Here is a 14,337-nt window from a genome sequence, read left to right as displayed (position 1 = left end):
TCCTCGAATAAACGCTGATCACATTTACCGCTTCTGGATTCCCACATGCCCGATGAACGTAACGCGTTCCCGCACCTTTTCTTCCGTCGTTTGAAGGAAAAGTGGGCATGTTTCGCTAACCTTGTCCATTGGACTATCCCCTTCCTAAGTTGAGAATATCCTGGCTACTCTTAGGGGGCCTTACCAGCTGTAAGGCTTGTCCTTCAAGTGAGCCTAACCCAACTATAGTCTATTATTATAATATTGTAAATATTCAGAATATTTGCTAAAAAGAGATTATTGCTGACTATCTTCGTGTTTTCTTTGATTTTCTTCGAATTGCTTAGTTTTTGTAAAGGTTTTGTAAATCTATTATTTTGGATACTGAACACTCCTTAAGCTTGAAAAGATAAATGGCGAGAAAACCCTTTGAATCTGGTTCCTTGGTAAGTCAGTATTCCCTGATCTCCCTCAACAATATAACCGAACTGATCCCGTCCGACACGCAATTCCAATCGTTGGCGATCCTCAAATTCAAAGGTCACATAATAGCTCGTGTTAGCACTCGAATCCCCGGATCCTCCGCTAACCTGCATTCTTTTGGCTACAACTTTACAGGTCAGATTTTCGATGGGGGCTGAGTTATTGGAAGACCATGTGATCAATCCTTTGATAATGACAAATAAAATAAAGCCGCCAATAAGCACCGCCACAATTGTAAAAATAATGATAAAAAGGCCTGCACTGCCCTGATTAGGAAAAGCTCCTGTGTTGAAGCCTGTTGACATAATAATCACTCCTCAAAGTTTCGTAGTCAATTCGCGGACTTTTTTAGAGGAATCTTTTGACGAATCGATATCCGGTTTCATGAAACCCAAGCGGTTGCTGCGCTTTCCGGCGATCCCCATGGTTCTCCGAACCTGTGATCCACCACATCCCTGAGCAGGCGTGCTCTTGGGCCAGCTGCTCTGCATAGCTTTTTAGCTTATCGGCTGCTGCTTGGCTGCTGTTTGTTTCTTCCATAGATATCACGGAGACTTCGCTAAACTTCACAACGGCATCATCCGCTTGACGAATACGAAACCCTAGAGTGCCAAGTATTTGGTTCTCTTCTTCGTACACATAGAGGGATTCATCGGGATTGTCACGCATAAAATGCAACCTATTTTCAATGTGCAAAGGGGAAATCATCTTGCCTGTCCGCTTGGAAACAAAATTGCTGATTTCTTTCGTATCTTGGGGTTTTGCTTCTCGAATGATATACGTCATTACGGGCCTTCTTTCTATGATCCTATGATTCTGCTAATTATACCATATATTGGAACATAAGTTCTACATTTGCATAAAAAAAACCCGCCGAAGGGCGGGGGGGATAGTCTTGAGCACGATTTATGCTTGTGCATGGATCGTGTTTAACGTCGTACGGTCGCTCGTTTGCACGAGCTTAATGAGCAGTTCTTTCGCTGCGGCATAGTCATCCACGTGAAGAATCGAAGCGGAAGTATGAATATAACGCGCGCAGACACCGATCACGGCAGAAGGGATGCCGGTACCTTGCACGTGTACCAGTCCGGCATCCGTACCGCCGGCTGAAATGAAATATTGATACGGGATCTTATGCGTCTCCGCCGTATCCAGAATGAACTCAACCATGCCGCGATGCGTGATCATCGTAGGGTCAAAGATGCGCAGCAGCGCTCCGCGCCCCAGCTGCCCAAAAGCATTGCGGTCGCCGGTCATATCCCCGGCGGCACTGGCATCCAGCGCGTAGAACAAGTCCGGCTGGATGAGATTCGCCGCCGTGCGACCGCCGCGCACGCCAACCTCTTCCTGTACGGTAGCGCCCGCGTACAGGACATTCGGGAGCTTCGGCCCGCCGTGAAGCTCCTTCAGCAGTTCAATCGCCAGGCCTACGCCGTAGCGATTGTCCCAAGCCTTGGCCATAATCCGCTTCGGATTGGCCAGGGGCGTGAACGGGCAGATGGGGACAATCTGCTGCCCGAGCTTGATGCCGATGGCGAGGGCATCGGCTTTATCTTCTGCGCCGATGTCAATGTACATCGTCTTGATGTCTGCGGGCTTGCTGCGTGCCGCTTCGTCCAGCAAGTGCACGGGCACCGAGCCGATCACACCGACGATCGGCCCTTGCTCGGCCATGATCTGTACGCGCTGGGCGGGCAGCACTTGACTGAACCAGCCGCCGAGGGGCTGGAATTTGATGGTGCCGTGCTCGGTGATGCCGCTAACCAGGAAGCCAACCTCGTCGAAATGGCCGGCAACCATGATTTTCGGACCGGCCTCGTCGCCGCGCAGGATGCCGAACAAGCTGCCGAGGCCATCTTGGACGAACTCGTCGGTGTATTTCTCCATTTCACCACGGACAAATTTGCGGATGTCCCGTTCGAAGCCAGGAGCTGCCTGGAGTTCAGTCAATGTACGAAAAAGCTCTAACGTTTCAGTGTTCATTGGAAATCCTCACTTTTTTACATGATTAGGTCGTGCGATAACTGTTATTTTATCATATTAGAAAAATAAATGAGATTTAGGCCAAAGACAGCTTTACAAAACTAATGACCTTAGTTATTATACTTATATAGATAATAAGCGGGAGGCGTTCAAAATGAAAGTAACGAAAAAAGGGTTTTTGTATCAGGTGTCTTTTATGCCGAGATTTTTTCCGGTAAATTGTTATTTGGTGGAGGAAGAGAATGAGTTGACGCTGGTTGATGCGGCTTTGCCGTTCAGTGTGAAAGGTATTCTTCAGGCTGCAGAGAGCATTGGGAAACCCATTACCCGCATCGTGCTTACGCACGCACATGGCGATCATATTGGCGCATTGGATGGTTTGAAAAAAGTCCTGCCGCAGGCGAAGGTGTATATTTCGCGAAGAGATGCCAAGCTGCTGGCAGGCAGCAAGGAACTGGAGGACGGTGAGGCAAATTTACCGATCAAAGGAGACGTTCCCAAGTCGGTGCAGACGAAGCCGGACGTGTTGTTAAAAGATGGCGATTACGTAGGCTCGCTTCAAGCCATTTCGGCTCCAGGACATACGCCGGGATCGATGGCATTTCTGGATGTACGCAGCCGTGCGCTGATTGCCGGTGATGCTTTTCAAGTTCGCGGCGGGGTGGCGGTTTCCGGTTTGATGAAGTTCTGGTTTCCATTCCCGGCCATGGCCACATGGAACAAAGAAGTGTCGCTGGAGAGCGCGCGCAAATTGAGGCAGCTGTCTCCAAGCCTTCTTGCGGTCGGGCATGGCGTAATGATTGACCAGCCGCTTGCGGTGATCGACCGCGCCATTGCGGAGGCAGCTCAGAAATTTCAGATGACAGCGGCAAACATTTAGATAAAAAAGGGACGGGACTTCAATGGCGCAAAGACAAGGACTAGACGCAGAAAACGTGCTGCAAGCAGCTGTAGAAATGGCAGATACACAGGGTGTCGAAGGTCTGACATTAGCAGCATTAGCAGCCAAATTAAATGTAAAAACGCCATCGCTTTATAACCATATTAAAGGCTTGCCAGACCTGAGGACGCAGCTTTCCCGGCGTGGACTGATGCTCATCAAAGCGGCCATGGTCGATGCGGTAATTGGCAAAGCGAAAGACGATGCTTTGTTAGCTGTAGGTTTTGCTTATGTGGATTTTGCCCGGAAACATCCTGGTTTGTATGAGGCTATTTCCATCTTGCCTGATTATGAAGATCCGGAGTTGAAGGAGGCGGGCAATGATGTTGTGTTCTTTTTACTGCGGATTCTTGAACCGTATGGACTCAGTGAAGTGGATGCGCTGCATGTGGTGCGCGGCTTTCGGAGTATGGTGCATGGCTTCGCGTCGCTTGAGCACAGGAATGGGTTCCGCATGGGGCTTGAGCGCGATGAGAGCTTGAGGCGGTTGCTTCAGACTTATTTGAGGGGACTGCGGACGGCGGTGTTGTGATTTGTGAGGCCTATTTTGAGGAACTGGAGTCCTCTATATTAAGGAAAATGCGATTTTCCGCTCTAAGCGGAACTACAGGGCCTTATTCAGCAGTGATACCTCGATTTCTGCCCGAAATCGAAGAAATAGCGGACCGTAGTTCCCCTTGCAGGTGGAAATACGGTCTTTTTGGCAAAATAACGCCTTGTAGTTCCTAAGGTAGCACCGCCGAAACCTTAATTCTCACGTCTCCTCCACAATCACCGACGAATCCAGACAGGCTTCCACCGGAAGCCCGGAATCTACGAAGCCCATATCGACGGCGCGCCATAAGTAAAGCGAGGCAAAACTCCGATACGGTGACCATGCCGGGGCGATTTGGCCCAAGTAGTTGCCGTCCTTGCGCTCCTCCAATTGGTGCAGCCAACGGGCAGCGCGCTGGAGACCGGCATCACCGACGGACATGATATCCTGCCGGCCCAAAGCAAACATCATGAACATTTCTGCTGTCCAGGTTCCAATGCCTTTGACACTTGTAAGCTGCTTCAGAAGCTCCTCATTATCTAGCTCATGCAAGGCGTCCAATCGCAGATCTCCGGCTATGACTTTCATGCTAAGATCGCGAATATAGCGAATCTTGGGAAAAGAGACTCCGCATTGCCGGATGGCAGTCTCATCCGCGGCGAGCACAAGCTCCGGAGTGAATTCGGGAACGATTTCTTTCACTCTGGCCTTGATCGTAGCTGCCGCTTTGGTTGATAGCTGCTGGGAGATAATTGACATCGCCAGCGATTCGAAAGGGGAGGTACTCGGTGTCAAAGTCAGCTCGCCAACCAGGCGAATAAGGCAGGCTAAACGGTGGTCAGCTTCAGAAAGCGCCAGGATAGCCGGATGTTTCTTATGCAGTAGGATCGCTGTACGCGAAGAGACGGGTTGTTCTTGTTCATTGGAGTTACAATCAGAGTTAGAGGGATCAATATCCAACATAGCCGCTTACCTCCTCAAAAGTTTACGGGTAAATGTACGTAGGTGTCTGTTCTTCAAGTATAATAGGGAGACAAAGGCTGGTAAATAGAAGGAGCAGAGCACTTCAATGACCGACGAAATAGGTAAGGATCAAGCTATTCCGCGAAGAAATGTGGGCATTTTCGCTCACGTGGACGCGGGTAAAACGACGACAACCGAGCATTTGCTTTATCATAGCGGGCGAATTCGCGCCTTAGGCAGTGTAGATAGCGGCACCGCGCAAACGGATTCTATGGATGTGGAACGGGAGCGCGGCATTTCGGTGCGCAGCGCGACAACCACTTTTACATGGAAAGAAACTTCTATTAACCTGGTAGACACTCCTGGACACGTAGATTTTCTATCCGAAGTGGAGCGTTCTCTGCGCGTGATGGATGGCGCGATTTTGATTGTTTCTGCCGTTGAAGGGGTGCAGTCGCAGACCGAGATGATTTGGCATGCGCTGCAGTCACTTCAAATTCCAACACTACTCTATGTGAATAAAATGGACCGCGTTGGCGCGGACGCGGATAGAGTGGTGCGCGACATAGAAAAGCAGCTCACGAGCATGGCGGTGCCGATCTATGCACCGCTCGGCGCCGAAGACACGTTCCGCGGTGCGGAGAACGTGTTGATCGAGGGCGCGCCCAGCGCGCCCGGCTTCGACCTCGCGGCAGCGGTCGAAAAGCTATCCGAGCTCGATGAGCAGCTGCTCACGAGCTACATCGAAGGCGTGCCCATCCCGGCACGCGATGTAAAAGCAGCCCTGCAGTGCTATGCGCGGCAGGGGCAGGCCTTTCCTTTGCTCGTTGGAGCATCGAGCAAAGGGTTGGGGATCGAGGAGCTGATGGAAGCCATCCTCGATTATTTACCCGGGCCGAGCGGCGGCGCGGAGCAGCCGCTATCGGCCGTGGTGTTCAAGGTCGAGCGGGACAAGACCATGGGGAGAATGGCGTACGTCCGCCTCTACGAGGGGGCGATCCGCAACCGGGACACCGTGCTCAATGCCACGCGGGGCATGGAGGAGAAGGTGACCCAGATTCGCAAAATCGACGGCCGCCGCGCCGAAGATATCGGTTATGTAGCGGCAGGCGACATTGCCGCGATCTGCGGCTTGACGCAGGTGCGCATCGGCGACGTGCTGGGCCGGCCTGATGCGGTGCCGCCGGCTCCACGGCTTGCCGTGCCGCTGTTGACCGTGCAGGTGCATGCAGAGAGCGACGCGCAGTATCCGGCACTCGTTGCCGCGCTGCAGGAGCTTACAGACGAGGATCCGCTGCTGGATCTCCAATGGCTGCAAGAGGAACGCGAGCTGCATGTGAAGGTGATGGGCGCTATCCAGCTTGAGATTCTGACCAGTCTGCTGGATTCGCGATTCGGGCTGCAAGCAAGGTTCGATCAGCCTTCCGTGATCTACAAAGAAACGCCTTCTCAGCCTGGTGAAGGCTTCATTGCTTATACGATGCCCAAGCCGTGCTGGGCCATTCTGCGCTTCCGCATCGAGCCCGGGGCGCCGGGCAGCGGACTCGTGTATTCGTCGCAGGTACGCGCCGATCAATTGTTGGCGCAGTACCAGAGCGAAGTAGAGCGCCGAGCGCCGGAAGCGCTGCAGCAAGGGCTACTCGGTTGGGAAGTTACCGATCTCAAGGTAACGCTCGTGGAGGGTGAGCATCATGTATGGCATACGCACCCTCTTGATTTTGCTGTTGCGACACCGATGGGTCTTATGCAGGGCTTGATGCAAACGGGAACTACGCTGCTTGAGCCGATGCTGCAAGTGCGCATTACCGTTCCAGAGGTTTACGGAGGCAAAGTGCTTAGCGATTTGGTGCAAATGCGGGCGAGTTTTGATCCGCCGCAGCTGAGCGGTGACCGATTTGTCGTCGAAGGCCGACTCCCCGTGGCCACTTCGCTGGACTATCCAGTGAAGCTTAGTGCGATGTCCGGAGGCAGAGGGGTTATCACTTCGTCGTTCGGGGGCTACCAGCCGAGTCCGCCGGATGTGCACGCGGAGCGGAAGCGGCGAGGCGTGAATCCGCTCGATCAATCCAAATACATTTTAGCCGTACGCAAGGCGTTATCAACATGATCTAGAATGGGCGCGGTTCTCATTGACAGGTGGAGCAGGTCTCAGTACAATGGGAAGTAAGTTAATAACATGTGACGGAGAACAGGAGACTCACAGGGGATTGCCATTTTCATAGGAATGGGCATATCTTTTGGTGAGTTTTTTTGTTGTCATCCCTCAGGGGCGTGCATAGGAACGTGTGAACGGAGATGATGAGCTTGTCTTTGCAGGAGCAACGAATTTTACCGGCGATTCGCAAAATGAAGGATTTAGAGAAGCTGCTAAAAACTTCTTATACCTATATTGTGCTGCTGGACAGCCATGTTGGACAGTTGAAAAACATCGTGGATCTGGGCCGGACAAACGGCAAAAAGCTGCTGCTGCACGCGGATTTGATTGAAGGGCTGAAAAATGACGAGTATGCAGCTGAGTTCCTGTGTCAGAGCATTCGTCCTGCCGGGATCATTTCTACACGGGGCACGGTCATCACGAAGACGAAACAGAATGGGCTTATCGCCATTCAGCGCCTTTTTCTCCTGGATAGCAGCGCACTTGAAAAGAGCTATACGCTCTTGGAACGAACGCAGCCAGATTACATCGAGGTCCTTCCTGGCATTATTCCGCACATTATTAAAGAAGTGAAGGAACGTTCGGGTATTCCTATTTTTGCAGGAGGACTTATTCGTTCTGTAAGCGATGTGGAGCAGGCATTAGGAGCTGGAGCGACAGCCGTCACGACGTCGAACACAGAATTGTGGCAGCAGTATCATCAACGATCCTAACTTTTGGAGGTAGAACAATGGCAGAAGCCTCTTCCTATATTCTTTCGCTGGATCAGGGAACGACAAGTTCCAGAGCGATTTTATTTAATCAAAAAGGGAGCATCGTGCAAACGGCTCAGCAGGAGTTTAAGCAGCATTTTCCGAAGCCGGGCTGGGTCGAGCATGATGCCAATGAAATATGGTTATCGATTCAAGGAGTCATCGCAGCGGTTTTGTCGGAATCCGGCATTCAGCCAGCGGAGATCGCAGGTATTGGCATCACGAACCAACGTGAAACGGCGGTTGTCTGGGATCGGCATACGGGAATGCCGGTATATCATGCCATTGTATGGCAATCTCGCCAGACAGCAGATATTTGCGAAGCGCTTAAGGCGCAAGGGCTTAACGATATTTTTCGCGAACGCACGGGGCTTTTAATCGACGCTTACTTCTCGGGGACCAAGATCAAATGGATTCTGGATCACGTGGATGGCGCACGAGAGAAAGCGGAGCGTGGAGATTTACTGTTTGGTACGATGGACACTTGGCTGATTTGGAAGCTGACCGGGGGCAAAGCGCATGTGACGGACTATTCCAACGCTTCGCGAACGCTTCTTTATAATATCCATGAGTTGAAGTGGGATGAAGAGCTGTTGGGTTATCTGGACATCCCGGCTTCTATGCTGCCGGAGGTGCGTTCCTCTTCGGAAGTATATGGCCATACGCAGGAAAATCTCTTGTTCGGCTCGGCAATCCCAATTGCGGGTGCGGCCGGTGATCAGCAGGCGGCGTTGTTCGGGCAGGCATGTTTTGAAAAAGGGATGGCCAAGAACACCTATGGCACCGGCTGTTTTATGCTGATGAACACAGGCAATCATGCGATTCCTTCGCGCAGCGGGCTTTTGACCACGATTGCTTGGGGACTGAACGGGAAAGTAGAGTACGCGCTGGAAGGCAGTATTTTCGTTGCGGGATCTGCGATTCAGTGGCTGCGTGACGGGTTGCGGATGATCAAAATGGCGCAGGACACGGAGGCTTATGCCCAGCGTGTAGAGTCGACGGACGGCGTGTATGTCGTTCCGGCTTTTGTTGGTTTGGGTACGCCCTATTGGGATAGCGACGTTCGAGGCGCGATTTTCGGATTGACGCGGGGGACGTCCAAGGAGCATTTTATCCGGGCAACGCTTGAATCTCTTGCTTATCAGACGAAAGATGTGCTGCAGGCGATGGAAGACGATTCCGGTATTCAGCTCACGAAGCTGCGGGTTGATGGCGGCGCCGTGAGGAACAACTTCCTCATGCAGTTCCAAAGCGACATGCTTGGCGTCACGGTGGAGCGTCCGGTCATCAGTGAAACGACAGCGCTTGGTGCAGCATTCTTGGCTGGGTTGGCTGTAGGTTTTTGGCAAGATCAAGCGGAGATTGCGGCACAGTGGCAGGTGGATGAGGCATTCAAGCCTGTGATGGAAGCGCAGCGCCAAGAACAATTGTACAGTGGTTGGAAAAAAGCAGTTGGAGCCGCGATGGCTTTTAAATAATTTGGGCAATGTTATGATATACTTATAACAAGTTAATAATTTGGTTGGAGACTAGGGAGAAGCCACAGCGGCCTGCACGTGATAGCGTGTTAGGTTTGTTGCGGCTTTTTATTTTTCATAGACGAAGGGAGATAATCGAGATGACTGTAATGACGGAGATGCGAGAAATGACACATAGCTTTAGTGGGTTAAAAAGACAAGAAATGCTGCAAAACATGTCGGAGACGACTTTTGATTTAATCGTAATCGGCGGGGGAATTACTGGTGCAGGCATCGCGCTTGATGCCCAGAGCAGAGGGCTGCGCACGGCGCTGATCGATATGCAGGATTATGCTGCGGGAACGTCGAGCCGGTCGACGAAGCTTGTGCACGGAGGGCTGCGGTATTTGAAACAGCTGGATGTGAAGGTTGTCGCTGAAGTAGGCAAAGAGCGCGCGATTGTGTACGAAAATGGTCCGCATGTCACGACGCCGGAGTGGATGCTGCTGCCTTTTTATAAAGGGGGCACGTTCGGCAAGCTGTCTACGTCTCTTGGTTTAAGGGTCTACGATTTCTTAGCGGGAGTGAAACGAGCGGAGCGCCGTAAAATGTTCCGTCCACAGGAGATACTGGGGCATGAACCGCTATTGAAAAAGAAAGATCTGCGAGGCGGCGGCTACTACGTGGAATATCGCACGGATGATGCGCGTCTGACGATTGAGGTTATGAAAAAGGCTGTGGAGCTTGGCGCACAAGCTGTGAATTATGCCAAAGTAGAAGAGCTGCTGATGAAAAACGGCAAATTAGTTGGCGTTCGGGTGGCGGATCAGCTGGGTGGTGACGGCGAGAAATCGTCCTACTCCCTATACGCGAGCAAGATTGTGAACGCAGCTGGACCTTGGGTGGATACGCTGCGTGAAATGGACCACTCCAAGAAAGGCAAAACGCTCCATCTGACCAAAGGGGTACATTTGGTGTTTGATCAGAGCAAATTCCCGCTGCGTCAGGCGATTTATTTTGATACGCCGGATGGGCGCATGGTGTTTGCCATTCCGCGTGACGGCAAAACTTATGTCGGGACGACGGATACGAATTATAAAGGGGATATCGTGAATCCCCGAATTACCGTGGCGGACCGCGCTTATGTGCTGCGCGCCGCGAATGAGATGTTCCCGACCCTCGGCTTGACGGAAGCGGACGTGGAGTCGAGCTGGACCGGGCTGCGCCCGCTGATCCATCAGGAGGGCAAAGATCCTTCGGAGATTTCGCGCCGCGATGAAATCTTCGTGTCGGACTCCGGCCTCATTTCGATGGCCGGGGGCAAGCTGACCGGCTACCGCAAAATGGCGGAGACGGTCGTAGACAAGATCGCCGCCATGCTGGTGGCGGAGGGACTGGTTTCGGCGACGGCGTTGTCGCCGAGCCGTACACGCACGCTGCCGATTTCCGGCGGCGAGGTTGGCGGCTCCGCGAAGCTGGAGTCGTTCTTGCAGAGCAAGATCAGCCAAGGCCAGCGGCTCGGGCTGACGAGTCCTGAGGCTGCGCAGCTGGCGCGGCGTTACGGCTCCAATGTGGATGCCGTGTTTGCCTTGGTGGCGCAGTACTGGAATGAGGCGGAGTGCCGGAAGATGCCCGCCGCTGTGCTCGCTTCGCTCGTGTACGCGATCGAGTGCGAGATGGCTGTGAAGCCGGCGGATTTCTTCATCCGCCGTACGGGGGCCCTCTTCTTCGATATCGCGTGGGCACGGCAGTGGAAGGCGCCAGCGACCGCCTTCATGGCGGAGCGCTTCGGCTGGGACGAAGCGCAGCAGGCGGTCTACACCGCCGAGTTGGAGCAGCTGCTCCATGAGGCGGTGAACCCGCTCGAAGCGTGAGCTCGAGCGGGAAGTTCAACGGCCCGCGGATGATGTAAGCTGGCGAGTATTTGCTCAACTGTAATAGAAGCAAAAAAAAGAGCTGTCTCATAGGTCATTCCTGACCATTTTGAGACAGCTCTTTTTCAATTAACGATTAGGCTTTGCTTGGTGTGTAACCAGGTGTATTGATAATTTCCGAGAGTTTTGAAACGCCTTCGGAATAGTACTTATCGGCATCTTCTTGTGTTGCGCGGTGCATGGAAACTTGGAAATCAAGGTCTTGTCTAAGGACTTTCAGAATCTTTTCTTTCAACTCGCCGGGCTCCAAGTTAGCCGCAGAAGCTGCAAGGGTTTTACCTTGGCGAAGATCCTTAAGGACATCGCTCTCCTCTTTTTTGCCAAAGGCAGCTGTATCAGTAATTACATAAGCGATACGGGTCTCAACGACCTTTTTCAAATCAGCCTGAACAGTAATCGACTCCGGTTGGTATCCAGGTGTATTCAAAATATCCGCGATTTTAGAAATTGTTTCGGAAAAGACTTTGTTAGCCTCATCTTGCGTAGTTTGGCCAATAGCAACTTGGAAATCAAATTCTTGTCGAATTGTGTTCGAAATTTTATCCTTCAACTCGCCGGGCTCTAAGTTAGCAGCTGAAGCAATTAGTGTTTTACCTTGGTGCAAATCATCCAAAATATCTTGCTCATCTTTGTTAGCGAAAGCGGCAGTATCTGAAATAATATGGTTAATGCGGTTTGTAGCAAGCTTATTTAAATCGAAAGCGGCTTGCTTCACGCTATTAGGATTGTAGCCTGATGTGTTAATGATGTCAGTGAGCTTAGTGGAGCCTATAGCATAAAAATGATCAGCGTCAGCTTGAGACGCTCCATATGTAGAAACCACAAATTGCATATCCTGCTTTAACGAGTTCAATAAATCATCTTTTAATTCGCCCGGATCTAAAGACGCTCCAGATTGAACGAGTGTTTTGCCATTGCGAAGATCATTTGAAACGTCACTTTCCTCTTTCTCTGCAAAGCTGGCTGTGTCACGCACGACGTTGTCCAATCGATTCATGACAAGATGAGCCAGGATTGCGTTGCTGTCAGCAGTAGGAAGCTGATTTCCTTTTGTTTCCAGGATGGTACCTAGTTGTTCAGCGACAGCGGATTCGCTAGCTAACAATTCGTCATCTGAAATGATGCCGTAGCTGCTTGCCTTATGTAAATCAAAGGTAATGATAGGTGTCAAATCAGAAAGCAGATCAGCGTTGCTAATTCCGGTAGCTTCAGGCAGCGTGTCTCCAACAGCAAGAGCGTCTTTAATATCGTCTTCGTCTTTGCCTGTGGCTTGAGCGGCATCCTTAGCAAGGATAGAAAGGTGATAGTTGATAAGTTGGCTTGCAAAAGAGTTTGCTTGCAAAGTAGATTTTACTGCTGGCACCGCTTCGTCAGCGAATGCTTTACCTGCAGTAAGGGCAGAGCCTGAAAGCAGAATTGCGGCAGCAAGTGTGCCTGTTGATAAAATTTTGAATGGTTTCTTCACTCGAAACATCTCCCTCGTCTATCTATAAAAGTTCACTAACTGCATTGCGTTAGTATTTATCGTTAACAACGTTGTTAATGATCATAATATAAGTCTGTGGATCGGTATTGTCAATTCCAGATTTTGAAATGTTACACAATGTTCACAATATCGATTTTTGTCAATATTTCGACATTAAAGTTGACTGGCTGTTTTTTTTTGACTACAATTATTGTTGATATCTTAATTTTTCACAGAGGAGGAGAGTAGCGATGGATCAACATGAACAGACTTTCTCTGAGTGGAAGCAAACAATTAGCGATTTTATGTCACTGAATTACGAAAAAAAAGGCTTTAGTCCGCTTGTTGGGAAAATATTCGCACAGCTTATGTTCGCTACTTGTCCTCTTAGTTTGCAGGATATTGTGGAACAGCTTGGCGTTACCAAGGCTGCTGTAAGCATTCAAATACGCAATATGGAAAGAATGGGCATGTGCAGGAAGATGCCTTCGAGTAACGATCGAAGGGATTATTACTATGTTTCTGAAAGCTATAGTCTGAATCACGTTCGCAAAATCGTGCAGGATTTGGAATTATTTCATAAATGGGCGGAGAAAACCGTACAAGAAATCCCCAATATCGAAACTTGCAGTTCAGAGCAGAAGGAGTCGCTGGAGCAATTTTCCCAAAGATTCTCGTTGCTGGCTGCGATGTACGATATGCTGCATCCTATGATCAAGGAAGTAGAGGAGAAGTGGGAGCAGTGTGTGGTTGAACGCAAAAAAGCCAAAGAAAAGAACACGTAAAGTCTATCGTAACCGTTTACATGGCCCGATGGGCTTTTTTTTCGAATTTCCGGAATTGATAGGGGCTATCCAACAGGTCATTGCCGACGTGTTGGTTCAGCCCCGTTTTCGTTGTCTGCACTAGAGCTCAAAATGTGCTCCAATCTCTCAAAATATGCTATCATGCCTATAGACGGCGGCGCTTCCGCCACTCATTATTGCAAGCAAAGTAGGTGTTTCCCGATGGGATTATCAGAGCTTCTGTCTTATATGACGGAAGAGAATTTGGCCATGCTGGTCGATAAATACCGATCGCTGGGCCCGTTGCCGGGTCTTCTTCTGCCTTTTATGAAATCATTCATCCCGCCTCTGCCGACACTTGTCATTATTAGCGTGAATGCGGCTGTATACGGGCTATGGCTCGGCTTTTTGTACTCATGGATCGGGATCGTAGGCGGATGTTTGGTGACGTTCGCGATTGTGAAAAAAGTGGCCGGGCATCCGTATTTAGTGCGGTGGTCGCAGAAACCGAAGGTGCAGAAAAGTCTGGTTTGGGCTCGCCGGCAGGCTTTTAATTATGTGTTTCTGCTGAGTCTTTTTCCCGTAGGACCGTTCGTCGTTATTAATATGGCGGCAGGGTTAGTCGGAATGAGATTCCGTTCCTTTCTGGTTGCTGTGCTTGCCGGCAAAGCGGTTATGGTGATGTCGGTTTCCTTTATCGGCTACGATATTCATCGGTTTATCGAGAATCCAGCCCGTCTGATCTACGTCGTTTTATTCGTAGGGGCTTCGATGGTGATTAGTAAAAGAATCGAGAAACGGTTTAGTCATTAACAGCAGGTCCGGCTGATTGATTAGGCAGGAACTTTAAACGAGTCCCTGTCTCTTTGTGATGCCACGTAACACGGTGGCGCGTTAACTTCAGTG

General features: G+C 50.7%; 13 protein-coding genes. 8 read left to right on the top strand and 5 right to left on the bottom strand.

The window, feature by feature from the left end; all coding sequences use genetic code 11:
* Window positions 1-374: 374 nt before the first annotated feature.
* The 3 genes from AC3WTJ_RS32105 to AC3WTJ_RS32095 all read right to left on the bottom strand — a co-directional run bounded on the left by AC3WTJ_RS32105 (window position 375) and on the right by AC3WTJ_RS32095 (window position 2,445).
* A complete protein-coding gene (locus AC3WTJ_RS32105) occupies window positions 375-767 on the bottom strand; it encodes a DUF2500 domain-containing protein (RefSeq protein ID WP_492525153.1) in 393 nt (130 codons plus the stop codon).
* Between the two features lie 43 nt (window positions 768-810).
* The gene (locus tag AC3WTJ_RS32100) at window positions 811-1,248 is read right to left on the bottom strand and encodes a GNAT family N-acetyltransferase (RefSeq protein WP_492525151.1); all 438 of its coding nucleotides are present in this window, start codon (window positions 1,246-1,248) and stop codon (window positions 811-813) included.
* Window positions 1,249-1,368: 120 nt separating this feature from the next.
* Window positions 1,369-2,445, bottom strand: coding sequence for a M42 family metallopeptidase (locus tag AC3WTJ_RS32095; RefSeq protein WP_492525149.1), 1,077 nt, complete (start codon window positions 2,443-2,445; stop codon window positions 1,369-1,371).
* A gap of 154 nt (window positions 2,446-2,599) precedes the next feature.
* Here AC3WTJ_RS32095 and AC3WTJ_RS32090 point away from each other — a divergent pair, with 154 nt between their 5' ends.
* Window positions 2,600-3,325, top strand: a complete 726-nt coding sequence (locus tag AC3WTJ_RS32090; protein WP_492525147.1) for an MBL fold metallo-hydrolase — start codon at window positions 2,600-2,602, stop codon at window positions 3,323-3,325.
* 22 nt (window positions 3,326-3,347) lie between these two features.
* The gene (locus tag AC3WTJ_RS32085; RefSeq protein WP_492525145.1) at window positions 3,348-3,917 is read left to right on the top strand and encodes a TetR/AcrR family transcriptional regulator; all 570 of its coding nucleotides are present in this window, start codon (window positions 3,348-3,350) and stop codon (window positions 3,915-3,917) included.
* Between the two features lie 222 nt (window positions 3,918-4,139).
* Here the strand turns inward: AC3WTJ_RS32085 and AC3WTJ_RS32080 are convergent, their stop codons facing one another.
* Complete coding sequence (locus AC3WTJ_RS32080; RefSeq protein WP_492525143.1) at window positions 4,140-4,883, bottom strand: DNA-3-methyladenine glycosylase family protein; 744 nt, start codon at window positions 4,881-4,883, stop codon at window positions 4,140-4,142.
* Window positions 4,884-4,989: 106 nt separating this feature from the next.
* Here AC3WTJ_RS32080 and AC3WTJ_RS32075 point away from each other — a divergent pair, with 106 nt between their 5' ends.
* From AC3WTJ_RS32075 to AC3WTJ_RS32060, 4 genes are all read left to right on the top strand, one after another.
* Complete coding sequence (locus AC3WTJ_RS32075) at window positions 4,990-6,990, top strand: GTP-binding protein (protein ID WP_492525141.1); 2,001 nt, start codon at window positions 4,990-4,992, stop codon at window positions 6,988-6,990.
* A gap of 197 nt (window positions 6,991-7,187) precedes the next feature.
* Window positions 7,188-7,751 carry a glycerol-3-phosphate responsive antiterminator gene (locus AC3WTJ_RS32070; RefSeq protein ID WP_492525139.1) on the top strand — a complete coding sequence of 188 codons (564 nt, stop codon included), beginning with the start codon at window positions 7,188-7,190 and terminating at the stop codon, window positions 7,749-7,751.
* A 17-nt stretch (window positions 7,752-7,768) separates the two neighbouring features.
* Window positions 7,769-9,268: a glycerol kinase GlpK gene (gene glpK / locus AC3WTJ_RS32065; protein ID WP_492525138.1), complete on the top strand. Its 1,500-nt coding sequence runs from the start codon at window positions 7,769-7,771 to the stop codon at window positions 9,266-9,268.
* A gap of 167 nt (window positions 9,269-9,435) precedes the next feature.
* A complete protein-coding gene (locus AC3WTJ_RS32060; protein ID WP_492525426.1) occupies window positions 9,436-11,121 on the top strand; it encodes a glycerol-3-phosphate dehydrogenase/oxidase in 1,686 nt (561 codons plus the stop codon).
* 136 nt (window positions 11,122-11,257) lie between these two features.
* Here the strand turns inward: AC3WTJ_RS32060 and AC3WTJ_RS32055 are convergent, their stop codons facing one another.
* Complete coding sequence (locus tag AC3WTJ_RS32055) at window positions 11,258-12,646, bottom strand: hypothetical protein (protein WP_492525137.1); 1,389 nt, start codon at window positions 12,644-12,646, stop codon at window positions 11,258-11,260.
* A gap of 251 nt (window positions 12,647-12,897) precedes the next feature.
* On the opposite strand from AC3WTJ_RS32055, the gene AC3WTJ_RS32050 reads away from it, so the two are divergent.
* Window positions 12,898-13,431, top strand: coding sequence for a GbsR/MarR family transcriptional regulator (locus AC3WTJ_RS32050; protein WP_127458568.1), 534 nt, complete (start codon window positions 12,898-12,900; stop codon window positions 13,429-13,431).
* A gap of 222 nt (window positions 13,432-13,653) precedes the next feature.
* Entirely contained in the window at window positions 13,654-14,244 is a 591-nt protein-coding gene (locus AC3WTJ_RS32045; RefSeq protein ID WP_127458569.1) for a TVP38/TMEM64 family protein, read from the top strand.
* Window positions 14,245-14,337: the final 93 nt, after the last annotated feature.

It is taken from the genome of Paenibacillus sp. FW101-FHT12H11, assembly GCF_058790355.1.
This window is presented reverse-complemented; position numbering and strand designations above follow the sequence as displayed.